Origin of the sequence: Mycolicibacterium thermoresistibile (assembly GCF_900187065.1) — a bacterium.
GTDB lineage: Bacteria > Actinomycetota > Actinomycetes > Mycobacteriales > Mycobacteriaceae > Mycobacterium > Mycobacterium thermoresistibile.
On sequence record NZ_LT906483.1, the window covers coordinates 3330962 to 3355759 of the forward strand.

Annotated in this window: 15 protein-coding genes and 3 rRNA genes; 7 read left to right on the forward strand and 11 right to left on the reverse strand. The window is 66.0% G+C overall.

The window, feature by feature from the left end; all coding sequences use genetic code 11:
* Positions 1–61: 61 nt before the first annotated feature.
* Complete coding sequence (locus tag CKW28_RS15630; protein ID WP_003926074.1) at positions 62–1522, forward strand: neutral zinc metallopeptidase; 1461 nt, start codon at positions 62–64, stop codon at positions 1520–1522.
* Here the strand turns inward: CKW28_RS15630 and CKW28_RS15635 are convergent, their stop codons facing one another.
* Together CKW28_RS15635 and glgP are read right to left on the reverse strand one after the other, a co-directional pair.
* Positions 1523–2296, reverse strand: coding sequence for an MspA family porin (locus tag CKW28_RS15635; RefSeq protein ID WP_050811982.1), 774 nt, complete (start codon positions 2294–2296; stop codon positions 1523–1525). It abuts the gene before it with no gap.
* Between the two features lie 136 nt (positions 2297–2432).
* On the reverse strand, positions 2433–5027 hold the full coding sequence (glgP, locus tag CKW28_RS15640) for an alpha-glucan family phosphorylase (RefSeq protein ID WP_003926072.1): 2595 nt from the start codon (positions 5025–5027) through the stop codon (positions 2433–2435).
* A gap of 179 nt (positions 5028–5206) precedes the next feature.
* Between glgP and CKW28_RS15645 the strand changes: the two genes are divergently transcribed.
* Both CKW28_RS15645 and glgB read left to right on the forward strand, forming a co-directional pair.
* A complete protein-coding gene (locus tag CKW28_RS15645) occupies positions 5207–7297 on the forward strand; it encodes an alpha-1,4-glucan--maltose-1-phosphate maltosyltransferase (RefSeq protein ID WP_003926071.1) in 2091 nt (696 codons plus the stop codon).
* Positions 7298–7304: 7 nt separating this feature from the next.
* The gene (gene glgB, locus CKW28_RS15650; RefSeq protein ID WP_003926070.1) at positions 7305–9503 is read left to right on the forward strand and encodes a 1,4-alpha-glucan branching protein GlgB; all 2199 of its coding nucleotides are present in this window, start codon (positions 7305–7307) and stop codon (positions 9501–9503) included.
* A 499-nt stretch (positions 9504–10002) separates the two neighbouring features.
* On the opposite strand, the gene CKW28_RS15655 is transcribed toward glgB, so the two are convergent.
* From CKW28_RS15655 to CKW28_RS15665, 3 genes are all read right to left on the reverse strand, one after another.
* On the reverse strand, positions 10003–10899 hold the full coding sequence (locus CKW28_RS15655) for a tetratricopeptide repeat protein (protein WP_003926069.1): 897 nt from the start codon (positions 10897–10899) through the stop codon (positions 10003–10005).
* 13 nt (positions 10900–10912) lie between these two features.
* Complete coding sequence (locus CKW28_RS15660) at positions 10913–11350, reverse strand: DUF3817 domain-containing protein (protein WP_050811981.1); 438 nt, start codon at positions 11348–11350, stop codon at positions 10913–10915.
* 91 nt (positions 11351–11441) lie between these two features.
* The gene (locus tag CKW28_RS15665) at positions 11442–12623 is read right to left on the reverse strand and encodes an acetyl-CoA C-acetyltransferase (RefSeq protein WP_003926067.1); all 1182 of its coding nucleotides are present in this window, start codon (positions 12621–12623) and stop codon (positions 11442–11444) included.
* 92 nt (positions 12624–12715) lie between these two features.
* Here CKW28_RS15665 and mce point away from each other — a divergent pair, with 92 nt between their 5' ends.
* Positions 12716–13195, forward strand: a complete 480-nt coding sequence (gene mce / locus CKW28_RS15670) for a methylmalonyl-CoA epimerase (RefSeq protein ID WP_003926066.1) — start codon at positions 12716–12718, stop codon at positions 13193–13195.
* A 33-nt stretch (positions 13196–13228) separates the two neighbouring features.
* Here the strand turns inward: mce and CKW28_RS15675 are convergent, their stop codons facing one another.
* Both CKW28_RS15675 and nucS read right to left on the reverse strand, forming a co-directional pair.
* A complete protein-coding gene (locus CKW28_RS15675) occupies positions 13229–13525 on the reverse strand; it encodes an Rv1322 family protein (RefSeq protein ID WP_081475518.1) in 297 nt (98 codons plus the stop codon).
* Between the two features lie 19 nt (positions 13526–13544).
* The gene (nucS, locus tag CKW28_RS15680; RefSeq protein ID WP_003926065.1) at positions 13545–14216 is read right to left on the reverse strand and encodes an endonuclease NucS; all 672 of its coding nucleotides are present in this window, start codon (positions 14214–14216) and stop codon (positions 13545–13547) included.
* A gap of 49 nt (positions 14217–14265) precedes the next feature.
* Between nucS and CKW28_RS15685 the strand changes: the two genes are divergently transcribed.
* Positions 14266–15870, forward strand: a complete 1605-nt coding sequence (locus CKW28_RS15685; protein WP_003926064.1) for an adenylate/guanylate cyclase domain-containing protein — start codon at positions 14266–14268, stop codon at positions 15868–15870.
* Here CKW28_RS15685 and glsA read toward each other — a convergent pair.
* Positions 15840–17147, reverse strand: a complete 1308-nt coding sequence (gene glsA / locus CKW28_RS15690; RefSeq protein WP_003926063.1) for a glutaminase A — start codon at positions 17145–17147, stop codon at positions 15840–15842. The two genes, CKW28_RS15685 and glsA, sit on opposite strands and share 31 nt — an antisense overlap.
* 94 nt (positions 17148–17241) lie before the next feature.
* Between glsA and CKW28_RS15695 the strand changes: the two genes are divergently transcribed.
* Positions 17242–18741: a DNA-3-methyladenine glycosylase 2 family protein gene (locus CKW28_RS15695; RefSeq protein ID WP_003926062.1), complete on the forward strand. Its 1500-nt coding sequence runs from the start codon at positions 17242–17244 to the stop codon at positions 18739–18741.
* Positions 18738–19232 (forward strand): methylated-DNA--[protein]-cysteine S-methyltransferase, encoded by a 495-nt coding sequence (locus CKW28_RS15700; RefSeq protein WP_003926061.1) that lies wholly within the window; start codon positions 18738–18740, stop codon positions 19230–19232. Before CKW28_RS15695 ends, CKW28_RS15700 begins: the two co-directional genes overlap by 4 nt.
* 120 nt (positions 19233–19352) lie before the next feature.
* On the opposite strand, the gene rrf is transcribed toward CKW28_RS15700, so the two are convergent.
* From rrf to CKW28_RS15715, 3 genes are all read right to left on the reverse strand, one after another.
* A 5S ribosomal RNA gene (gene rrf, locus CKW28_RS15705) occupies positions 19353–19467 on the reverse strand.
* Positions 19468–19578: 111 nt separating this feature from the next.
* Positions 19579–22715, reverse strand: a 23S ribosomal RNA gene (locus tag CKW28_RS15710).
* A 329-nt stretch (positions 22716–23044) separates the two neighbouring features.
* Positions 23045–24571, reverse strand: a 16S ribosomal RNA gene (locus CKW28_RS15715).
* The 16S, 23S and 5S rRNA genes sit together here, the layout of an rRNA operon.
* Between the last annotated feature and the right edge of the window lie 227 nt (positions 24572–24798).

Consider the following 24798-nt stretch of genomic DNA (forward strand, 5'->3'; position numbering starts at 1 on the left):
GAGAACGAATCTCGCAGGTCGGCCGGTGGCCACCTGACCGGCTGATCCGGAGGATGCGGGCATGACGCGACGGCGCCGGCTCGCCGCTTTCTCGACCACCCCGGCGCTACTGGCGGTTCTGGTGGTCGTTCTGCTGGTGTCCGGGTGCGCCCGTGTGGTGCGCGGTTCGGCGGTATCGGTGTTCGCCGATCCGTTCCGGGTGGCGGGCATGCCCGCGGTCGACGGTCCCAGCGGTCTGCGCCCGGACGCCGACGCGCCGACCCGCACCGTCCGCGCCACCGACGGCGGTCCGATCGATCAGCTCGCCGCCAGCGCGGTCAGTGACGTCGAAGACTATTGGGACACCGCCTACCTCGACACCTTCGGGGAGCGGTTCACCCCGGTCCGGGGCCTGGTGTCGTGGGACGCCGCGGAACTGTTCGAGGTGTTCTGCTCGATGGACACCCATGGTCTGGAGAACGCCGCCTTCTGCTTTCCCGAACGCACCATCGGCTGGGACCGCGGCCAGATGCTGCCCAGGCTGCGCCGGGCCAACGGCGATATGGCCGTGGTGATGGTGTTGGCCCACGAATACGGCCACTGGGTGTCCCGTCAGGCCGGCCTCACCAGCCGGAGATCCCCGATCCTGGTGGCCGAACAGCAGGCGGACTGCTTCGCCGGCACATATCTGCGCTGGGTGGCCGAGGGCAATTCGCGGCGGTTCACGCTCAGCACCGCCGACGGGCTCAACGATGTGCTGGCCGCGGTGGTCGCGGTGCGCGACCCGGTGCTCACCGAAGGTGACTGGCGGGCCGGCCTCAACGAGCACGGTTCGGCGTTCGAACGGCTATCGGCCTTCCAGTTCGGCTTCACCAACGGCCCGTCGGCCTGCGCGGCGATCGACATGCCCGAGATCAAGCAGCGCCGGGGGGAACTGCCGGTGTTGCTGCCGGAGAACCAGACCGGTGAACTGCCGGTCACCGAGCGGTCGGTGCGTACCCTGCTCGACGCGCTGACGATCGTGTTCCGACCGGCGGCGCCGCCCCGGTTGACCCTGGCCGCGGCGGAGGCCGAGAGCTGTCCGGATGCCCGGCCGAGCCCGCCGGCGTCGTACTGTCCGGCCACCAACGTCATCGCCGTCGATCTCGACGGGTTGGCGGCCCTGGGCGCCCAGTCCGACACCACCGACGGCCTGGCGTCCGGGGACAACACCGCGTACTCGGTGCTCGCGTCGCGGTTCGTGCTGGCGCTTCAGCGTGAGCACGGGGGCGTCGCGCTCAACGACGCGAAGGCCGCGCTGCGCACCGCCTGTCTGACCGGGGTCGCCACCACGAAGTTGTCCGCCGGGGTGGTCACCTCCGACGGCACCAGCATCTCGCTGACCGCCGGCGACCTCGACGAGGCGGTGTCGGGCATGCTCACCAACGGGCTCGTGGCCAGCGATGTGCACGGCGAAACGGTGCCCTCTGGGTTCTCCCGGATCGACGCCTACCGGCTGGGGGTTCTCGGTGATGCGAGCCGCTGCTATCAGCGGTTCGGCTAGCTAGATCTTCTTGGTGACGCCATACCAGGCCAGCACCGCCTCCGACTGGTCGGTGGCCCGGGTCAGATAGGCGTAGGACCGGATGAAGGACTCCCCGACGCAGCCGTCGATCTTGACCCGGAAGCCCTTGACCATCACCCACGGATCGGCGCCCTTGAACGGCTTCTTGCTCACCGGGACGATGTTGACGAATCCCGGTTTGAGGCCGACGGTGACCGCACCGCCCAGCGACGGGCCGATGCCGGCGTTGGCGCCGAAGATCGGCAAGCCGTCCGGGGCGACGATGTCGGTGGCGATCAGCCCGAGCGACGGGTTGAGTCCGGCGCTGCCGCTCAGCGACACACCCTGCGAGGTGCTCATGTCGATGCCGCAGCCGATCTCGTAGCCGACCTCGAGCACCCCTTCCGGGGTCTCGTCGGAGCCCTCCGGCCCGGTGATCGACCCGACGAACGTCGCCCCCACCTCGTATTCACGCGACGACAATGCGGTGGTCAGCGGCTGGATCGGGATCTGGGTCTCGTCCTTGGCCCAGACCGTCAGCACCCAGCCGTCCGGGGTGGTGACCGTCGCCGGCGGCGTGGAGTCCACCGCGGCCGGGTCCGCCGGTTCCGCGTCGGGAGCCCCTTCTGGAGCCCCTTCTTCTGGGGCCCCTTCTTCGTGCGCGGGGCCGTCCTCGGGCGGCGCCGGTTCGGCTTCGGCCGCCGGCGCCGGCGGGGTGTCGGGCTCGGCGGACACCGGTGCGGCGAACACGCACGCGGCAAGACACCCGGCCATCACGGCGACCGCTCTACGCTGCACAGCCCAGCCTTTCTGCAGACCTGCCCGAAACTTACCTGGTCTACATAGTTACCGGACGTGGGGCGGACCCGACCAGAGGGGCTGCCTTCGGGCGCGTCCGCGGACCGGACCGTCACGCCCAGGCGATCAGACCCAGTTCGTTCGGACCGGCCAACAACGGGTGGTGCGGCAGCACCCGCACCGTGTAGCCGACCGCGCCGGCCACCGGCAGCGGCGCCGTCGTCGAGAAGATCTGGGTGCCGTCGTGGTTGGTGCCGGTGTGCGTCATCGACACGATCACCGGGTCGATCAGCTGGTCGGAGGCGTCGACCCGGCCCAGCGCGGCCTGCACCGTCACCTCGTCGGGACGCAGCCCGGCCAACTGCACGGTCGCCGTCAGGGTGAGTTCCGAGCCCAGCAGCGGGGTGTCGGGCAGACCCAGGCTGTCCACCTCGACGATGGCGACCTTGGGCCAGGCCTCCTGCACCCGCTGGCGATAGGCGGCCAGCTCGCGGGCGGCGCCGAACGGCAGCCCGTCGACCTGCTCGGCGGTGCGCCGCCCCGACCGTGCGGCGGGCGCGTAGTACTTCTCGGTGTACTCGCGCACCATCCGCGACGCGAGCACCTTCGGTCCCAGGACCTGCAGCGTGTGCCGCACCATCTCCACCCAGCGGGTGGGAATGCCGTGTTCGTCGCGCTCGTAGAACTTGGGGACAACCGAATTCTGCAGGATGTCGTAGAGCGCCGCGGCTTCGAGGTCATCGCGACGCTCTTCGTCGACCACCCCGTCGGCGGTCGGGATCTCCCAGCCGTTCTCGCCGTCGTACCACTCATCCCACCAGCCGTCGCGGATGGACAGGTTCAGCCCGCCGTTGAGCGCGCTCTTCATCCCGGAGGTGCCGCACGCCTCCAGCGGACGCAGCGGATTGTTCAGCCACACATCGCAACCCCAGTACAGCTGGCGGGCCATCGACATGTCGTAGTCGGGCAGGAACGCGATCCGGTGCCGGACCTCGGGGCGGTCGGCGAATCGGACGATCTGCTGGATCAACGCCTTCCCGGCCTCGTCGGCCGGATGCGATTTGCCCGCCACGATCAGCTGGACCGGACGTTCCTCGTCGAGCAGCAGTTCCTCGAGCCGGTCGGGATCCCGCAGCATCAGGGTGAGCCGCTTGTAGGTCGGGACCCGGCGGGCGAAGCCCACCGTCAACACCTCGGGATCGAATGCGGTTGCGATCCAGCCCAACTCGGCTTCGGTCGCACCACGCTCCAGCCATGCCCGGCGTAGCCGGACCCGCACATCGGAGATCAGCCGTTTGCGCAGCTCCGAACGGATCCACCAGATGTGGCCGGGGTCGACGTGCTGCAGCCGCTGCCACACCCCCGGTTCATTCGGCGGATCGCTGCCGAGCAGCTTGCGGCCCAGCTGAATCCACTCCGGTGCGGCCCAGGTGGGGGCGTGCACACCGTTGGTGATCGACCCGATGGGCACTTCCTGCGGGTCGAAACCCGGCCACAGGTCGTTGAACATCCTGCGGCTGACCTGCCCGTGCAGCAGCGACACCCCGTTGGCGCGCTGGGCCAGCCGCAGCCCCATGTGCGCCATGTTGAAGGTGGCCGGGTCGGCCTCGGCGCCCAGCGCGAGGATCCGCTCCATGGGGACGCCGGGCAGCAGCGACGACTCGGCCAACGGCCCCCCGTCGGCGCCGAAGTACCGCCGCACCATCTCCAACGGGAAACGGTCGATTCCCGCCGGCACCGGGGTGTGGGTGGTGAACACGGTGCTGGCCCGGACCATCGTCAGCGCGGTGTCGAAGTCCAGGTGGGCCTCGGTCATGAACTCGCGGATGCGTTCGATGCCCAGGAAACCGGCGTGGCCCTCGTTCATGTGGAACACCTCGGGCTGCGGCAACCCCTCGAGGGCGGTGAACGCCCGCACCGCGCGCACGCCGCCGATCCCGGCCAGGATCTCCTGTTTGATGCGGTGTTCCTGATCACCGCCGTAGAGCCGGTCGGTCACGCTGCGCAGGTCGTGGTCGTTCTCGGGGATGTCGGAGTCGAGCAGCAGCAGCGGGACCCGGCCGACCTGCGCGACCCACACCCGCGCCCGCAGGATCGCGTGCGGCAGGGTGACCTCGATCAGCACCGGGGCGCCGGACTTGTCGGTGAGCAGTCGCAGCGGCAGCCCCTGCGGGTCGATCGACGGATAGCTCTCCCGCTGCCAGCCGTCCGGGGACAGCGACTGCCGGAAGTAGCCGGACCGGTAGTACAGCCCGACCCCGATCAGCGGCAGCCCGTCGTCGGACGCCGATTTGAGGTGGTCACCGGCCAGGATGCCGAGGCCGCCGGAATAGTTCGGCAACACCTCGGCGACGCCGAACTCCATCGAGAAGTAGGCGATGCCGGTCGGCAGCTCCGCACCCTCGGCGAGTTGTTGCTGGTACCACAGCGGCCGGCTGAGGTAGTCGTCGAGGTCGGCGGCCACCTCGTCGAGCCGGCGGACGAACTCCTCGTCCTCGGCGAGTTCGTCGAGCCGTTGCGGGCTGATCTCGCCCAGCAGCGCCACCGGATCGCAGCCGACGCGCCGCCACAGCTCCTCGTCGACGGCGGCGAACAGGTCCTGCGTCGGTTTGTCCCAGGACCACCGCAGATTCACCGACAGCCGTTCGAGTGCGGCGAGCCGCTTCGGCAGATGGGCTCGGACGGTGAACCGACGGAGGGCTTTCACGGGACTAAACCTTACTGACTCCGCGCCCCCGTGCAGATCGCAAGCAGATCGCTTCTCATCACGTCACCGTCATCGGAGTGGGTTCGACACTACGGTTGGGTATAAGTCCGGCAGAACTCGAAGGAGCGAACGCGAATGTGCACGGGCGTGGGCGCGTGTGATGCGAAGGGAGCGGGTGGGTGGCCGGTCGGATCGTGATCGACGACGTCCAGCCGGTCGTCTCCAACGGCCGTTATCCGGCCAAGGCCGTCGTCGGCGAGGTGGTCCCGGTGGCCGCCACGGTATGGCGGGAGGGCCACGACGCGGTGGCCGCCACCCTGGTGGTCCGCTATCACGGCACCACGTACCCCGACCTCGCCGATCCGCCGCCCGGGGTGCCCGGCGCCGACCGCACCGCGGTACCGATCGGGGACGTGATGACCCCGGCAGCACCGGTCAAACCGCAACGGTTGCCGATGTCGCCGGGGCACACGCCCGACGTCTTTCACGGACACTTCACCCCGGACCGGGTCGGCCTGTGGACCTACCGGGTGGACGGTTGGGGCGATCCGATCGCGAGCTGGCGGCACAACGTCACCGCCAAACTCGACGCCGGTCAGGGTGAATCCGAGCTGAACAACGATCTGCTGGTCGGCGCCCGGTTGCTGGAGCGCGCCGCCACCGGGGTGCCCCGCGAGCTACGGGAGGCGTTGTTGGAGGCGGCGGCCGCGCTCCGCGCGCCCGGTGACCCGTTCACCCGGGCGGGGGCGGCACTGTCCGCGGAGGTCAGCGATCTGCTGGCCGAGTATCCGCTGCGCGAGTTCGTCACCCGCGGTGAACAGTACGGCGTCTGGGTGGACCGTCCGGAGGCGCGGTTCAGTTCCTGGTACGAGATGTTCCCACGCTCCACCGGCGGGTGGGACGCCGAAGGCAGACCGGTGCACGGCACGTTCGCCACCGCCGCCGAGGCGCTGCCCCGTATCGCCCGGATGGGGTTCGACGTGGTGTACCTGCCGCCGATCCACCCGATCGGGAAGGTGCACCGCAAGGGCCGCAACAACTCGGTCACCGCGGCACCCGGTGACGTCGGCTCGCCGTGGGCGATCGGCAGCGACGAGGGCGGCCACGACGCCGTGCACCCGCAGTTGGGCACCATCGAGGATTTCGACGAGTTCGTAGCCTCTGCACGGGATCTCGGGCTGGAGGTCGCGCTCGACCTGGCGTTGCAGTGCGCACCGGACCATCCGTGGGCCCGGGAGCATCCGGAATGGTTCACCGTGCTGCCCGACGGCAGCATCGCCTATGCGGAGAACCCGCCCAAGAAGTATCAGGACATCTACCCGCTGAACTTCGACAACGACCCGGCCGGGATCTATCAGGAAGTGCTGCGGGTGGTACGCTTCTGGATCTCGCACGGCGTCAACATCTTCCGCGTCGACAATCCGCACACCAAGCCGCCGAACTTCTGGGCCTGGCTGATCGGACAGATCAAGAACGAGAACCCGGACGTGTTGTTCCTGTCCGAGGCGTTCACCCGCCCGGCGCGGCTGTACGGCCTGGCCAAGCTCGGCTTCACCCAGTCCTACACCTATTTCACGTGGCGCACCTCGAAGTGGGAGCTCACCGAGTTCGGTCAGGAGATCGCCGCCAAGGCCGACATCGCCCGGCCGAATCTGTTCGTCAACACCCCCGACATCCTGCATGAGAGCCTGCAGCACGGCGGGCCGGGGATGTTCGCGATCCGCGCCGTGCTCGCCGCGACGATGGGTCCGGCGTGGGGGGTGTACTCCGGATACGAACTGTTCGAGAATCAGCCGGTCCGCCCGGGCAGCGAGGAGTACCTGAACTCCGAGAAGTACGAGCTGCGGCCACGGGACTTCGAGTCGGCGTTGGCCCGGGGAGAGTCGCTGGAGCCGTTTCTGACCCGGCTCAACGAGATTCGACGGCTGCACCCGGCACTGCGGGAGTTGCGGACGATCCGGTTCCACCACGTCGACAACGACGCGCTGCTCGCCTACAGCAAGTTCGACCCGGGCACCGGTGACACCGTTCTGGTGGTGGTGACGCTCAACCCGTTCGGCGCCGAGGAGGCCACGCTGTGGCTGGACATGCCGGAGCTGGGGATGGAGCCGTACGACCGGTTCTGGGTGCGCGACGAGATCACCGGTGAGGAATACCAATGGGGACAAGCCAACTACGTCCGCCTCGATCCGGCCAAGGCGGTGGCGCACGTGCTGAACATGCCCCTGATCCCGGCGGACAAACGACTGCAACTGCTGCGCAGGGAGTGAGAAGGCCATGACGCGTACGAATCGGGTGACCAGCCCCCATCTGCGGCCGGATCCGGCCGAGCTGGGCCGATTGCTGGCCGGCGAACACCACAATCCGCACTCGATCCTGGGCGCGCACGAATACGGTGACCACACCGTGCTGCGGGCCTACCGGCCGCATGCCCAGTCGGTGGTGGCCCTGGTGGGGTCGGACCGATACCCGCTGGAGCATCTGGAATCCGGCCTGTTCGCCGTCGCCCTGCCGTTCACCGGCCTGATGGACTACCGGCTGGAGATCACCTACCCGCATTCGGGCACCCACGTCGTCGCCGATGCCTACCGGTTCCTGCCCACCCTGGGCGAGTTGGATCTGCATCTGTTCAACGAGGGCCGCCACGAGCGGCTGTGGGAGATCCTCGGCGCGCATCCGCGGACGTTCCGCACCGCCGACGGCGAGGTGTCCGGGGTGTCGTTCGCCGTGTGGGCGCCGAACGCCAAGGGCGTCAGCCTGATCGGTGACTTCAACGGGTGGAGCGGCACCGACGCGCCGATGCGGGTGCTCGGCTCCTCCGGGGTGTGGGAGGTGTTCTGGCCGGACTTCCCGGTCGGCGGGCTGTACAAGTTCCGGATCCACGGCGCCGACGGTTCGGTGACCGACCGCGCCGATCCGATGGCCTTCGCCACCGAGGTGCCGCCGAACACCGCGTCGCGGGTCACCCGCAGCGAGTACACCTGGTCCGACGATGACTGGATGGCACGGCGGGCGCTTCGCAATCCGGTGTTCGAACCGATGAGCACCTACGAGGTGCATCTGATGTCGTGGCGGCCGGGGCTGTCCTATCGCGAGTTGGCCACCGAGCTCACCGAGTACGTGGTGGAGCAGGGTTTCACCCACGTCGAACTGCTGCCGGTCGCCGAGCATCCGTTCGGCGGATCGTGGGGATATCAGGTCACGTCGTACTACGCGCCGACGTCCCGGCTGGGCACCCCCGACGACTTCCGGTTCCTGGTGGACTCGCTGCATCAGGCCGGCATCGGCGTGATCATCGACTGGGTGCCGGCGCACTTCCCCAAGGACGCCTGGGCACTGGGACGGTTCGACGGCACCGCGCTCTACGAACACGCCGACCCCCGTCGCGGTGAGCAACTCGATTGGGGCACTTATGTCTTCGATTTCGGGCGCCCCGAGGTACGCAACTTCCTGGTCGCCAACGCGCTGTACTGGCTGCAGGAGTTCCACATCGACGGCCTGCGGGTGGACGCGGTGGCGTCGATGCTGTACCTGGATTACTCGCGACCAGAGGGCGGCTGGACGCCCAATGTGCACGGCGGCCGGGAGAATCTCGAGGCGGTGCAGTTCCTGCAGGAGATGAACGCCACCGTGCACAAGGTCGCTCCGGGCATCGTCACGATCGCCGAGGAGTCGACGTCCTGGCCCGGGGTCACCCGCCCCACCAATCTCGGCGGGCTCGGGTTCTCCATGAAGTGGAACATGGGGTGGATGAACGACACCCTCGAGTACATGCGGCGTGATCCGATCTACCGCAGCTACCACCACCACGAGATGACGTTCTCGATGCTGTATGCCTTCAGCGAGAACTATGTGCTGCCGATCAGCCACGACGAGGTGGTCCACGGCAAGGGCACGTTGTGGACGCGGATGCCCGGCGACGACCACGCCAAGGCCGCGGGCCTGCGCAGCCTGCTGGCCTATCAGTGGGCACATCCCGGTAAACAGTTGCTGTTCATGGGCCAGGAGTTCGGCCAGCGCGCCGAGTGGTCCGAGGAACGCGGGGTGGACTGGTTCCAGCTCGACGAGGACGGTTTCTCCTCCGGTATCGCCCAGCTCGTTCGCGACATCAACCGGATCTACCAGAGCCGGCGGGCGCTGTGGTCCCGCGATTCGAGCCATGAGGGCTATTCGTGGATCGACGCCAACGACTCGGCGAACAACGTGCTGAGCTTCCTGCGCTTCGGTGACGACGGCTCGATGCTGGCGTGTGTGTTCAACTTCTCCGGCACCGAGCACACCCATTACCGGCTCGGGCTGCCCCATGCCGGGACGTGGCGGGAGATCCTCAACACCGACGCGACCGTCTACCGCGGCGCCGGCATCGGAAACTACGGCGCGGTGGAGGCCACTGACGAGCCCTGGCACGGCCGGCCCGCGTCGGCGGTGATGGTGCTACCGCCGCTGTCCGCGCTCTGGTTCGAGCCCGCCGGCTGATCGCTGATCGGCGACGGTCGGCTGCGGGCCTGCGGCTGGGGGCCGTGCGGCTGGGGCTGCCCGCTCGAGTGTGCATGTTCGCCGCGCTCGTCGAGTGTGGAGTCGCAGCTTTGGGTGTGTAGTCGGCGCACTGCGGGTGCACTCGCCGCATCGGCTGTGCCACCAGCGCTTTCACCGTGCGCGTGCCGCGGCGAAACGGCCGAAAACGCACAGCAGCGTTACACCCACCTCACCACACGCACACCCACCACCGCCACCGCACACTCACCGCGGCCACCGCACGGCGGGCCCGAGGCGTGGCCGCCCGTGCACCCACTGCATCGACCGTGCACTCGCCGCATCGGCTGTGCCACCAGCGCTTTCACCGTGCGCGCGCCGCGGCGAAACGGCCGAAAACGCACAGCAGCGTTACACCCACCTCACCACACGCACACCCACCACCGCCACCGCACACTCACCGCGGCCACCGCACGGCGGGCCCGAGGCGTGGCCGCCCGAGTCAGTAGAGCGCGCTGGCCAGATTGCGACGGGCGGTGAGCACCTGGGGATCGCTCGGATCGAACAGCTCGAACAGCTCGACCAGCCGGCTGCGGACCTTGGCGCGGTCATCGCCGGAGGTGCGTTTGACCAGATCGATCAATCGGTCGAACGCGGCGGTGACCTGCTGCTGCAGGATCTCCACGTCGGCTGCGGCGAAGGCGGCGTCGATGTCGTCCGGGGCGGCATCGGCGGTCGCGATCGCATCCGGGCTGTGCTTGGTGGCACGCTGCAGGAATTCGATCTGGCGTACCGCGCCCTTGGCTTCCGGATGGTTCGGCCGGGTCTCCAGAATCGCCTTGTAGCTCTTCAGGGCGCCGTCGAAGTCACCGGCGTCCAATTGGGCGCGGGCCTGCGCCACCTCCGGATCGACCTGTTCGGCCTGTTCCTCACCGGGTGGTCCGCTGAGCTTGCCCGCGGTCGCGTTGAGCAGCGAGTCGATCCACCGGCGCAGCTGATCGGCCGGCTGCACACCCTGGAAACTCGAGATCGGCTGGCCACCTGCGAGGGCCACCACCGTGGGCACCGCCTGCACGCCGAACATCTGGGCCACCCGCGGTGTGGTGTCGACGTTGACCGTGGCGAACGCCCACTTCCCGCCGTCTTCGGAGGCCAGGGTGCCCAGCGTGTTGCCGAGCTGGACGCTGGCGTCGCTGCGCGGCGTCCACAACAACACCACGACCGGCACCTGGGTCGACCGGACGAGAACTTCGGCTTCCAGATTCGTTTCGGTGACCTCGACCCCGCCCGGTGGAGCCGAACCGGTGCCCTCCTGGTTGGCGGCGGACCGTTGCTTGAGCGCTGAGAGGTCGACGGCACCGGCCAGTGCGGGGCCGATGGAAGGTCCGGGACGAGTCACGCCTTCAAGTTTGTCACGCCGATCCGGTCATCGGGCGGGAGACCTCCGAAACGTCCGCGGCCGCGGATGCGGTCCCGGCTGCGACACCCTGCGCGGCGACCGGTTTACGGTCCAGTTTGGCGGTCTGATCGGCCCATATGAGAAAAATCACAGTCGCGAGCGGCAGCACACTCGCCAGCAACGCCAACACGGCCGTCCCCGCGGTCCACCGGTAGGTGTAGGCGGCGGCCCCGGCCGCCACCAGAAACGCCACGAACAACGCCCCGTGGATCGGGCCGAAGATCTGCACGCCGATCTCGGTACCGGGGCTGGTCAGGTACTTGAAGTACATCCCGATGAGCAGCCCCACCCAACTCGTGGCCTCCAACATGGCCACCAGACGGAACCAGCCGGCGACGGACCGCCGCCGGACAGCCTTCGGCAGATCGGATGCGCGTGTCATGGCCGTCATTGTGCCCCACGCCGGAGCGACCTACTACACGGCGTCGTTGATAGCGCTCGGCGCTGCCCACGCCGACTGTGGCGGACGGTCGGACGACCCGCTATCCCGCCCGCAGCACCAGCGCATCGCCCTGGCCACCGGCGCCGCACAGAGCCGCGACCGCGTAGCCCGAACCACGCCGGGACAGCTCCAGCGCCGCGTGCAGCGTGATACGCGCACCGGACGCCCCGATCGGGTGGCCGATGGCGATGGCGCCGCCGTTGATGTTGACGATGTCGGGGTTGACGCCGAGTTCCTGGGTGGAGGCGAGCGCCACCGCGGCGAACGCCTCGTTGATCTCCACGATGTCGAGCTGGTCGACGGTGATGCCCTCCCGGGCGATCGCCTTCTTGATCGCGTTCGCCGGCTGGGACTGCAGCGACGAGTCGGGGCCGGCCACCACACCGTGCGCGCCGATCTCACAGAGCCAGGTCAAGCCCATTTCCTGGGCCTTCTTCTTGCTCATCACCACGACCGCGGCCGCCCCGTCGGAGATCTGCGACGCCGAACCGGCGGTGATGGTGCCGTCTTTGCGGAACGCCGGCTTGAGCCCGGCCAGCGATTCGAGGGTGGTGTTGGCCCGGATGCCCTCGTCCTCGAGGAACTCGATCGGGTCGCCCTTGCGCTGCGGGATCTGGACCGGAACGACCTCGTCGGCGAAGACGCCGTCCTTCCACGCCGCGGCGGCCTTCTGGTGCGACCGGACCGCGAACTCGTCCTGCTGCTCGCGGGTGAACTTGTCGATGTCGTTGCGCTGTTCGGTCAGCGCGCCCATCGGCTGATCGGTGAACACGTCGTGCAGACCGTCATAGGCCATGTGGTCGAGCACGGTGACGTCGCCGTACTTGTATCCGGACCGGCTGTCCATCAGCAGGTGCGGCGCCCTGCTCATCGACTCCTGGCCGCCGGCGACCACCACGTCGAACTCCCCGGCGCGGATCAGCTGGTCGGCCAGGGCGATCGAGTCGATACCGGACAGACACATCTTGTTGATGCTCAGCGCCGGCACGTCCCACGGGATGCCGGCCGCCACCGCCGACTGCCGGGCGGGCATCTGACCGGCGCCCGCGGTGAGCACCTGGCCCATGATCACGTACTCGACGGCGGAGGCCGGCACCTTGGCCTTCTCCAGGGCGCCCTTGATGGCGATCGCGCCGAGATCGGTGGCCGCGAAGTCCTTGAGAGAACCCATCAACTTGCCCACGGGCGTGCGGGCGCCAGCAACGATCACAGACGTCGTCATGTGAACCTCCCCATCGGGTTTTGATCGGTTCTGCAGCGGTTATACGGCCTACCGATTAAACGAAACAGTTCCTGTTAGGTTACCTTGGCGTTATGACCACTGATCAGGTTGATGCCCGGCCGCTGCTGCCCACAGCGTTGGTGACCGCCGTCGATCATGTCGGCATCGCGGTCGCGGATCTGGACGCGGCGATCAAGTGGTATCACGACAATCTGGGCATGATCGTGCTGCACGAAGAGGTCAACGAGGAGCAGGGCGTGCGGGAGGCGATGCTCTCCGTGCGCGGCGCCCCGGTCGGCAGCACCCAGATCCAGTTGATGGCCCCGCTGGGCCCGGATTCGACCATCGCCAAGTTCCTCGACAAGCGCGGCCCCGGCCTGCAGCAGTTGGCGTACCGCGTTCGCGATATCGAGGCGATCAGCGAGGGCCTGCGGGAACAGGGCATCCGGTTGCTCTACGACGAGCCTCGTCGCGGCACCGCCAACTCCCGCATCAACTTCATCCACCCGAAGGATGCCGGTGGCGTCCTGATCGAGTTGGTGGAGCCGGCCCCCAACGGGTCCGATCACTGAGCGGGCCCCGAACACTCTGAACCGACCCGCTTCTCACCACCATTTCCGGGTGGGCTTGCGGGTGTCGCGGTGCTCCCAGCACGCCGTGTGCCAGTGTCGGCGCTCCTCGACCGCCCACTCCCCCATCTCTGCCGGCCACACCACAAGATGTGGTGTGCCGGAACGGATTTCATGGTCACAGCCGGGACAGCGGTAGATCTTGGTGGCGCGCGCCGCGGGTACCGGACGCACGTGGTAGTCGTATCCGTCCGGCCCGGTTTCGATCCGGGCGGGCTGCGGCAGCGGCGGTGGCGTGCGCCGGCGGCGGGGTGTATTCCGACGCCTGGCCATACCGATCAGTCTACGGCCGTCAGAACAGCCGGTATTCGTCGCTGTCCATTCCCCGCATCTTGTCGTAATCGAGTGTGACACAGCGGATTCCGCGATCCTCAGCCAGGGTGCGGGCCTGCGGTTTGATCTGCTGGGCGGCGAAGATCCCGCTGACCGGCGCGAGCAGACTGTCCCGGTTGAGCAGGTCGAGATACCGGGTCAGCTGCTCGACGCCGTCGATCTCGCCGCGCCGTTTGATCTCCACCGCGACGGTCCCCCCGTTCCCGTCGCGGCACAGCAGATCCACCGGGCCGATGGCGGTCATGTACTCGCGGCGCACCAACGTGTAGCCCGGTCCGAGCAGTTCGACGTGCTCGGCGAGCAGCTCCTGCAGATGCGCCTCGACCCCGTCCTTGACCAGGCCGGGATCGACGCCGAGATCGTGGGTGGAATCGTGGTCGATGTTCTCCACGGTGATGCGCAGCTGCTCACCGGCCTTGTTCTCCACCACCCACACCGGGACCTCACCGTCGTTGTGTTCGGTGAGCCAGCACGGAGGACTCATCCAGTTCAGCGGCTTGTAGGCACGGTCGTCGGCATGCACGCTGACCGAACCGTCGGCCTTGAACAACAGCAGCCGCCGCGCGGACGGCAGGTGGGCGGTCAACCGGCCGACATAGTCGACCGTGCACTGGGCGATGACGAGGCGCACGCGAACAACCATAGGTGTTTGAGCCGCGGCAAATTAGGCTGACGCCACGATGACCCCGAACAACCGCCTCGCCCGCCGCCTCGGCCACCTCCTGGAGACGCTGACCCGCCAGAGCGGTCGGCTGTCCGGCGCCAACGAATACGGTTCCTGGCTGCTGGGTCGGGTGTCCGAGAGCCAGCGCCGGCGTCGGCTGCGTATCCAGACCATCCTCACCACGTTCATCGTGGGCGCGAACGTGGTCGGCATCGCCGTCGCGGTGACGTTGGTGTCGTTCGTGTTCCCGGTGCCCAGCATCTTCTCCGATGCGCCGGCGTGGCTGACCTTCGGGGTGTCACCGGCCCTGGTCGGTGTCGCGCTGGTGGTGGGAACCACCTGGATCACCCGAGGGATCGTGCGGAATCTGCGGTGGGCCATCGAGGAGCGCCCGCCGAGCCGTACCGACCAGCGCAACACCTTCCTGGCGCCCTGGCGGGTGGCCCGCGCACATCTGGTGCTGTGGGGCGCCGGCACGGCGGTGTTGACGACCCTCTACGGGCTCGTCGATCCGGCGTTCATCCCCCGGTACCTGTTCACGGTGAGTTTCGCCGGGATCGTGGTCGCCACCATCTGCTACCTGTTCACCGAGTTCGCCCTGCGGCCGGTGGCCGCCCAGGCTCTGGAGGCCGGGCCGCCGCCGCGCCGGCTGGCACACGGCATCATGGGCCGCACCATGACGGTGTGGCTGCTCGGTTCCGGAGTGCCGCTGCTGGGCATCATGATCGCCGCGGCGGTCAGCCTCACCCAACGGCACCTGTCTCTCGTGCAGTTCACCATCGCCACCATGGTGCTGGCCGCGGTGGCGCTGGTGTTCGGGTTCGTGCTGATGTGGCTGGTCTCCTGGCTGACGGCGACGCCGGTGCGGGTGGTGCGCGAGGCGCTCAAGCAGGTCGAGAACGGCAATCTGGACTGCAACGTGGTCGTCTTCGACGGCACCGAACTCGGCGAGCTGCAACGGGGCTTCAACGCGATGGTGGACGGGCTGCGAGAACGCGAGCGGGTCCGCGATCTGTTCGGCCGCCACGTCGGACGGGAGGTGGCCCGTGCCGCGGAAGAGCAGCAGCTCGAACTCGGCGGTGAGGAACGGCATGTCGCGGTGATCTTCGTCGACATCGTCGGGTCCACACAGCTGGTCACCACCCGGCCCGCCGCCGAGGTGGTGTCACTGCTCAACCGGTTCTTCGCCGTCATCGTCGAAGAGGTGGACCGGCATCGCGGGCTGGTCAACAAATTCGAGGGCGATGCGACGCTGGCGATCTTCGGCGCCCCCAACCGGCTCGACAACCCCGAGGACGCGGCACTGGCCGCAGCCCGGGCGATCGCCGCGCGGCTGCGCACCGAGGTGCCGGAGGTCAGGGCGGGCATCGGCGTGGCCTCGGGTCAGGTGGTGGCCGGCAATGTCGGAGCGCGAGAACGGTTCGAGTACACCGTGATCGGGGAACCGGTCAACGAAGGCGCACGGTTGTGTGAGCTGGCCAAGACCAAACCCGGCCTGCTGGTGGCCTCGGCGGACGCGGTGGCGAACGCCGGCGAACAGGAACGCGCGCACTGGGTGCTCGGTGAGACGGTGACGCTACGCGGCCACAATCAGCCGACCCGGTTGGCGCTGCCGGCCTGAATCTCGACGTGGTCGCGCGCGGCGGCGATCGCGTCTTCGACGGTGCCGAACACCACCGCACCGGCGCTGCGGCCGTCGGTGGGTATCACCCGGCGGTCCGGGTCGACGACGTAGCCCTCCTTGCCGACCGCGGTGAGCGATTCCCGCATCCCGGCAAGCATCGCGCGGGCGGTGTCGTTGATGTCGTCCACCTTCGACACCTCCAGAATCGCGACATCCACGTCGGCCCGGTCGTTTTCGACGGTGCGCAGGGTCTGCTCGGCGCCGGCGAACAACAGGTCGCCGTGCAGTTCGTACACCCGCACGCGAGGGGCGACATCCCGGGTGGCCCGGATGATCGAGCGGGACTCCCGGGTCACCGACAGGAAGTGCAGACCGAGCCGCGCCGACAGGGTTCGGCACACCCGCCCGCCGCGGACGCTGTTGCCGTTCTCGTCGAGCAGCGGTGAATACACGCCGATCCCCAGCTGACCCGGCAGCACGGCCAGAATCCCGCCGCCCACACCGCTTTTGGCCGGCATCCCGACCGACGTCACCCAATCCCCGGTGGTGTCGTACATCCCGCAGGTCATCATCACGCTGAGGGTGCGCTGCACGGCCGCGGCGGACGTGACCCGTCGGCCGGTGGCCGGGTGCACCCCGCCGCGGGCCAGCGTCGACGCCATCTCGGCCAGATCGCGGCTGGTGACGCGGATCGCGCACTGTCTCACATAGACATCGAGGACGTCATCGGGATCGTCGTCGAGCACACCGAAACTCTGCAGCATGTAGGCGATCGCCCGGTTACGGCTGTTGCTGGCCTTCTCCGAGCGGTACACGTCCTCGTCGACGTCGAGCGGCCGGCCCGCGCAGGCCGAGTAGAAATCGAGGATCTGCGCGAATCGCTCCTGCGGGTCGGCGGCCGGGATGAGCGACACCGCGGCGATGGCGCCGGCGTTGATCATCGGGTTCTTCGGGGTCTTGGTGCGGTCGTCGACGCTGATCTCGTTGAACGGTTCACCGGACGGCTCGACCCCGATCTTGCGGTCGACCGCGTCGTGGCCGATCCGGTCGAGGGCCAGCGCGTAGGTGAACGGCTTGGAGATCGACTGGATGGTGAATTGCGTTCTGGCATCACCGGATTCGTAGGCAAAGCCATCGGTCAACTCGAGCGCCAGACCGAATTTCGACGGATCGACGCGGGTGAGTTCGGGGATGTAGTCGGCCAGCGCGCCGTCGGTGACGTCGGCATGCTCGGCGAGGATCTCGTCGAGGTAGCGCTGCACCAATTCCGCCACGAGAGCGAGTCTACGTCGCGGTGCGGCCACCGCGACCGCTGGCGATGTCGGATTTCCGCTAGTCATGGTGGCTGGCGCGTGTCAGTGTTGAGGCGTGCACGACGACTTCGACCGCTGCTACCGGGCTGTGCAGTCAAGGGACGCCCGGTTCGACGGCTGGTTCGTCACCGCCGTGCTGACCACGGGGATCTACTGTCGGCCGAGTTGCCCGGCCCGCACTCCGCTGCCCCGCAACGTGCGGTTCCATCCGACCGCCGCCGCCGCGCAGGCCGCCGGATTCCGGCCCTGTAAACGCTGCCGACCCGATGCGTCACCCGGTTCTCCGGAGTGGAACGTGCGCGGTGACGTGGTGGCACGGGCGATGCGGTTGATCGCGGACGGCACCGTGGACCGTGACGGGGTGACCGGCCTGGCGGCCCGCCTGGGCTACACCACCCGGCAACTCGAACGCATTCTGCAGGCCGAGGTCGGCGCCGGGCCGTTGGCATTGGCACGGTCGCAGCGCACTCAGACGGCACGGATCCTCATCGAAACCACCGACCTGGCGTTCGGTGAGGTGGCGTTCGCTGCCGGGTTCTCCAGCATCCGGCAGTTCAACGACACCGTCCGCGCCGTGTTCGACATGACCCCGACAGGTCTGCGCGCCAGGGCCCGGTCGCGGCGGCACGGCGCTCCGGGCTTGCCGGGCACGTTGAGCCTGCGGCTTCCGACGCGAACGCCGTTCGCCCATGACGGAGTGTTCGGCCATCTCGGCGCCGGCACGGTGCCCGGCATCGAGGAGGTCCGCCACGGCGCCTACCGCCGTACCCTGCGGCTGCCGTGGGGCTGGGGGATCGTGGCGCTCACGCCGCAACCCGACCATGTCCGGTGTCAGCTCACGCTGACCGACTTCCGTGACCTCGCCTCGGCGATCGCCCGGTGCCGGCGCCTGCTCGATCTCGACGCCGATCCCGAAGCGGTGATCCAGCATCTCAGGACGGATCCGCACCTGAGCGCACTGGTCGCCAAGGCGCCGGGCCAACGCATTCCGCGGACAGTTGACGGGGCCGAACTGGCCATCCGGGTGCTGCTGGGGCAGCAGGTGTCGGTGAAGGCCGCGCGTACCCATGTTCGGCGGCTCGTCACCGCCTACGGCGAGCCGATCGAGGATCCGGGCGGCGATCTGACTCACCTGTTCCCGAGCGTCACCGGGCTCGCTGATGTCCTACCGGAGCATCTCGCGCTGCCCACCGCACGGGCGCACAGTTTCAGCCGGTTGGTCCAGGCGATCGCCGCCGGGGATGTCGAACTGGGGCCGGGGGCCGATTGGGAGCGGACCCGGCACCGGTTGCTCGCCCTGCCCGGTGTCGGTCCGTGGACGGCCGAGATGATCGCGATGCGCGGATTGGGAGACCCGGATGCGTTTCCGGTCGACGATCTCGGGCTTCGTAGAGCCGCACAACAGCTCGGAATGCGCGGTTCGGTACGTGCGTTGACCGATCACAGCATCCGCTGGCGGCCCTGGCGGTCCTACGTCACCCAGCATCTCTGGACCGCTCTCGACCACGCCGTCAACGAATGGCCCCCAGCAGGGCCGATGAAGGAGGCATCATGACCCCGATGCGGTATCGGATGATCGACAGCCCGATCGGCCCGCTCACCCTGGCCGGCCGCGACGACCGGTTGGCGTTTCTGCACATGGTCGATCAGACGTATGAACCGAGCCGGAACGGATGGGTGTCCGACGAGTCGGCGTTTCCCGATGCGGTCCGGCAGCTCGGCGAGTACTTCGATGGTGCTCGCACCGAATTCGATTTGAAGCTGAATCTGCGGGGGACGGACTTTCAGCGCCGTGTCTGGAAAGCGCTGATGACAATTCCCTACGGTGAGACCCGATCGTACGGTGAAATAGCCCGACAGATCGGATCACCCACCGCATTCCGGGCGGTGGGGTTGGCCAACGGTCGCAACCCGATTGCGATCATCGTCCCCTGCCATCGGGTCATCGGGAGCAACGGCACGCTGACCGGGTACGGGGGCGGTCTGGAACGTAAGCAGGCACTGCTGGATCTCGAGAGATCGAAGATGGCGCCGGCCCTTTTCTGACACTCGCATCGGAGTTGAGACGAGCCTGCCCGGCCGGCCGTCGGGGAATGACACAAAATGAAATGACCCAGAAATGGCTGTGCCCCCCAACTTTCGTTGGGGGGCACAGCGCTAATGTGTGTTCGGCGGTGTCCTACTTTTCCGCCCGTTCGGGGCAGTATCATCGGCGCTGGCAGGCTTAGCTTCCGGGTTCGGAATGGGACCGGGCGTTTCCCTGCCGCTATGGACCGCCGTAACTCTATTCAGCCGTCGCTCTATTCATAAGTCGTCGGTGCCCCTTGGTTTGTTTTTGGTGGTGGGGTGTGATGGTTCGATGTGTTTGTGGGTGTGGTTGCGAGTTGTGGTGTGTTGTAAGTTTTCGGCCGGTTAGTGCCAGTTCCCTACGCCCATTACTGGGTGTGCAGGTCTGGCCTATCAATCCCGTGTTCTGCGGGGGGCCTTATCCCTCCTAGAGGGTGAGAAGCCTGGTCTTGGAAAAGGTTTCCCGCTTAGATGCTTTCAGCGGTTATCCTGTCCGAACGTGGCTATCCAGCGGTGCCCCTGGCGGGACAACTGGTGCACCAGAGGTTCGTCCGTCCCGGTCCTCTCGTACTAGGGACAGGCTTCCTCAAGCTTCTGACGCGCGCGGCGGATAGAGACCGAACTGTCTCACGACGTTCTAAACCCAGCTCGCGTGCCGCTTTAATGGGCGAACAGCCCAACCCTTGGGACCTACTCCAGCCCCAGGATGCGACGAGCCGACATCGAGGTGCCAAACCATCCCGTCGATATGGACTCTTGGGGAAGATCAGCCTGTTATCCCCGGGGTACCTTTTATCCGTTGAGCGACACCCCTTCCACTCAGAGGTGCCGGATCACTAGTCCCGACTTTCGTCCCTGCTTGACATGTTCGTCTCGCAGTCAAGCTCCCTTGTGCACTTACACTCAACACCTGATTGCCATCCAGGCTGAGGGAACCTTTGGGCGCCTCCGTTACCTTTTAGGAGGCAACCGCCCCAGTTAAACTACCCGCCAGGCACTGTCCCTGAACCCGATTCAGGGTTCGAGGTTAGAGGCCCAATACGGCCAGAGTGGTATTTCAACGACGACTCCACCCGAACTGGCGTCCGAGCTTCACAGTCTCCCACCTATCCTACACAAGCCGCACCGAGCACCAATACCAAGTTGTAGTAAAGGTCCCGGGGTCTTTTCGTCCTGCCGCGCGTAACGAGCATCTTTACTCGTAGTGCAATTTCGCCGAGTCTATGGTTGAGACAGCTGAGAAGTCGTTACGCCATTCGTGCAGGTCGGAACTTACCCGACAAGGAATTTCGCTACCTTAGGATGGTTATAGTTACCACCGCCGTTTACTGGGGCTTAAATTCTCCGCTTCACCCCCCGAAAGGGGTTAACGGGTCCTCTTAACCTTCCAGCACCGGGCAGGCGTCAGTCCGTATACATCGTCTTGCGACTTCGCACGGACCTGTGTTTTTAGTAAACAGTCGCTTCTCACTGGTTTGTGCCACCCCCAACCGCTCCCACCGCAAAGGTGTTCACCGTCGGAGGTCCCCCTTCTCCCGAAGTTACGGGGGCATTTTGCCGAGTTCCTTAACCATAGTTCACTCGTACGCCTCGGTATTCTCTACCTGACCACCTGTGTCGGTTTGGGGTACGGGCCGTGTGTGTGCTCGCTAGAGGCTTTTCTCGGCAGCATAGGATCACCGAATTCGCCTCACTCGGCTATGCATCACCTCTCAGGATTCACGCCAGACGGATTTGCCTATCTGACTCCCTACAGGCTTGCCCCAGTATCACCACTGACTGGTACGGCTACCTTCCTGCGTCACCCCATCGCTTGACTACTACCACCGAAGGTCCCGCGCAGCCCCCCACCGCCATCACCCGAAGGATCCGGTCAGCGAGGTTTTGGGCGGTTAGTACCGGTGATTCGTCAGGGGCGCCCACACACGGGTACGGGAATATCAACCCGTTGTCCATCGACTACGCCTGTCGGCCTCGCCTTAGGTCCCGACTCACCCTGGGCGGACTGGCCTGGCCCAGGAACCCTTGGTCTTCCGGCGGGCAAGGTTCTCACTTGCCTTATCGCTACTCATGCCTGCATTCTCACTCCCACACCCTCCACCACGAGGTCACCCTGTGGCTTCACCGGATGCAGGACGCTCCCCTACCCAACCACACCCACAACGGGCACGGCTGCCGCGGCTTCGGCGGTGTGCTTGAGCCCCGCTACATTATCGGCGCACAATCACTTGACCAGTGAGCTATTACGCACTCTTTCAAGGGTGGCTGCTTCTAAGCCAACCTCCTGGTTGTCTTCGCGACTGCACATCCTTTTCCACTTAGCACACACTTCGGGGCCTTAGCCGGCGATCTGGGCTGTTTCCCTCTCGACGCACGGAGCTTATCCCCCGCCGTCTCACTGCCGCACTACACCTTGCCGGCATTCGGAGTTTGGCTGACGTCAGTAACCTGTGAGGGCCCATCGGCCATCCAGTAGCTCTACCTCCAGCAAGAACAATGCGACGCTGCACCTAAATGCATTTCGGGGAGAACCAGCTATCACGGAGTTTGATTGGCCTTTCACCCCTACCCACAGCTCATCCCCTCAGTCTTCAACCTAAGTGGGTTCGGGCCTCCACGCGGTCTTACCCGCGCTTCACCCTGGCCATGGGTAGATCACCCCGCTTCGGGTCCACAACACGCCACTACACCAACCCCTACGGATTGGATACGCCCTATTCAGACTCGCTTTCGCTACGGCTCCCCCACCACGGGTTAACCTCGCGACATGTCAGTGACTCGCAGGCTCATTCTTCAAAAGGCACGCCATCACCCCACACCCGACAAGGGCAGAGGCTCTGACGGATTGTCAGCGCACGGTTTCAGGTACTCTTTCACTCCCCTCCCGGGGTACTTTTCACCATTCCCTCACGGTACTCATCCGCTATCGGTCACTGGGAAGTATTCAGGCTTACCGGGTGGTCCCGGCAGATTCACAGCGGATTCCACGGGCCCGCTGCTACTCGGGAAACGATCCAAGGTAGGTGCCGGGTTTTCGCGTACCGGGCTCTCACCGTCTACGGCAGACCATCCCAGGCCACTTCCGCTAACCACAACACTTGATCACTACCCTCCGGGCAGGTAGACCCGGACGAACCGCTCCCACAACCCCGCACACACAACCCCTACCCGGTATCACATGCATGCGGTTTAGCCTCATCCGCGTTCGCTCGCCACTACTAACGGAATCACGGTTGTTTTCTCTTCCTGCGGGTACTGAGATGTTTCACTTCCCCGCGTTCCCCCCCAACGCCTATACATTCAGCGCTGGGTGACGCGACATCACTCGCGCCGGGTTTCCCCATTCGGAAATCCTCGGATCCACGCTCGGTTGACAGCTCCCCGAGGCATATCGCAGCCTCCCACGTCCTTCATCGGCTCCCAGTGCCAAGGCATCCACCATGCGCCCTAACACACTTACAACACCATGAGCACAAAACAAAGAAATTGCACATCCCACACACAAACCCGAAACCCCCACAAACCAGGGGCACCAGGCTCGCGCGTGCTAGATGCTCGCAACCACTATCCACAAATCAAACACCACACCCCACCACCAAAGACGGGGCGACAACACAGGCGTGTTGCCTCAAAGCCCAATAGTGTGTCCGGCGATCCCGCCACCCCCAAAAAACACCCGTTTCACAGGGATGAACACGTTTGTTGCGCACCCAGCCGGCGCCACTACAGCAACCGACTCCACACGGCACACACCCCCACCAACCGGGGATGTTTCTCGTGGTGCTCCTTAGAAAGGAGGTGATCCAGCCGCACCTTCCGGTACGGCTACCTTGTTACGACTTCGTCCCAATCGCCGATCCCACCTTCGACGGCTCCCTCCCCAGACGGGGTTAGGCCACCGGCTTCGGGTGTTACCGACTTTCATGACGTGACGGGCGGTGTGTACAAGGCCCGGGAACGTATTCACCGCAGCGTTGCTGATCTGCGATTACTAGCGACTCCGACTTCACGGGGTCGAGTTGCAGACCCCGATCCGAACTGAGACCGGCTTTGCAGGGATTCGCTCCACCTCACGGCTTCGCAGCCCTTTGTACCGGCCATTGTAGCATGTGTGAAGCCCTGGACATAAGGGGCATGATGACTTGACGTCATCCCCACCTTCCTCCGAGTTGACCCCGGCAGTCTCTCACGAGTCCCCGGCATTACCCGCTGGCAACATGAGACAAGGGTTGCGCTCGTTGCGGGACTTAACCCAACATCTCACGACACGAGCTGACGACAGCCATGCACCACCTGCACACAGGCCACAAGGGAACCGACATCTCTGCCGGCGTCCTGTGCATGTCAAACCCAGGTAAGGTTCTTCGCGTTGCATCGAATTAATCCACATGCTCCGCCGCTTGTGCGGGCCCCCGTCAATTCCTTTGAGTTTTAGCCTTGCGGCCGTACTCCCCAGGCGGGGTACTTAATGCGTTAGCTACGGCACGGATCCTCAGGAAAGAACCCACACCTAGTACCCACCGTTTACGGCGTGGACTACCAGGGTATCTAATCCTGTTCGCTCCCCACGCTTTCGCTCCTCAGCGTCAGTTACTGCCCAGAGACCCGCCTTCGCCACCGGTGTTCCTCCTGATATCTGCGCATTCCACCGCTACACCAGGAATTCCAGTCTCCCCTGCAGTACTCTAGTCTGCCCGTATCGCCCGCACGCCCACAGTTAAGCTGTGAGTTTTCACGGACAACGCGACAAACCACCTACGAGCTCTTTACGCCCAGTAATTCCGGACAACGCTCGGACCCTACGTATTACCGCGGCTGCTGGCACGTAGTTGGCCGGTCCTTCTTCTGTGCCTACCGTCACTTCCGCTTCGTCGGCACTGAAAGAGGTTTACAACCCGAAGGCCGTCATCCCTCACGCGGCGTCGCTGCATCAGGCTTGCGCCCATTGTGCAATATTCCCCACTGCTGCCTCCCGTAGGAGTCTGGGCCGTATCTCAGTCCCAGTGTGGCCGGTCACCCTCTCAGGCCGGCTACCCGTCGTCGCCTTGGTAGGCCATCACCCCACCAACAAGCTGATAGGCCGCGGGCTCATCCCACACCGCTACAAACGCTTTCCCCCACCAGGCCATGCGACCAGCAGGGTGTATTCGGTATTAGACCCAGTTTCCCAGGCTTATCCCAAAGTGCAGGGCAGATCACCCACGTGTTACTCACCCGTTCGCCACTCGAGCACCCCCGAAGGGGCCTTTCCGTTCGACTTGCATGTGTTAAGCACGCCGCCAGCGTTCGTCCTGAGCCAGGATCAAACTCTCCAAACAAAAACTGTCCAGAAAATCACTGGCAAAACAAACCACACCCCCAAACGGGAAAAACAGGGTGCGGCAAAAACAAAAACAACAAACAAAAACCACCAAACACACTATTGAGTTCTCAAACAACACACCCGCTGAGCGGGCAACCCTGCCAGGGTACTACGACTCGGTCAGGGATGGCAATCCACGCCCTCCGGCTCTTTCGGCCGGGGCCGTGGTGCATCGCCAATACT

Coding starts and splice junctions, on each gene's coding strand:
- glgB (WP_003926070.1), top strand. CDS start 7,305: ATGACGCGTACGAATCGGGTGACCAGCCCCCATCTGCGGCCGGATCCG.
- CKW28_RS15700 (WP_003926061.1), top strand. CDS start 18,738: ATGACCCCGATGCGGTATCGGATGATCGACAGCCCGATCGGCCCGCTC.
- mce (WP_003926066.1), top strand. CDS start 12,716: ATGACCACTGATCAGGTTGATGCCCGGCCGCTGCTGCCCACAGCGTTG.
- CKW28_RS15675 (WP_081475518.1), bottom strand. CDS start 13,525: ATGGCCAGGCGTCGGAATACACCCCGCCGCCGGCGCACGCCACCGCCG.
- CKW28_RS15685 (WP_003926064.1), top strand. CDS start 14,266: ATGACCCCGAACAACCGCCTCGCCCGCCGCCTCGGCCACCTCCTGGAG.
- CKW28_RS15665 (WP_003926067.1), bottom strand. CDS start 12,623: ATGACGACGTCTGTGATCGTTGCTGGCGCCCGCACGCCCGTGGGCAAG.
- CKW28_RS15630 (WP_003926074.1), top strand. CDS start 62: ATGACGCGACGGCGCCGGCTCGCCGCTTTCTCGACCACCCCGGCGCTA.
- CKW28_RS15635 (WP_050811982.1), bottom strand. CDS start 2,296: ATGGCCGGGTGTCTTGCCGCGTGCGTGTTCGCCGCACCGGTGTCCGCC.
- CKW28_RS15660 (WP_050811981.1), bottom strand. CDS start 11,350: ATGACGGCCATGACACGCGCATCCGATCTGCCGAAGGCTGTCCGGCGG.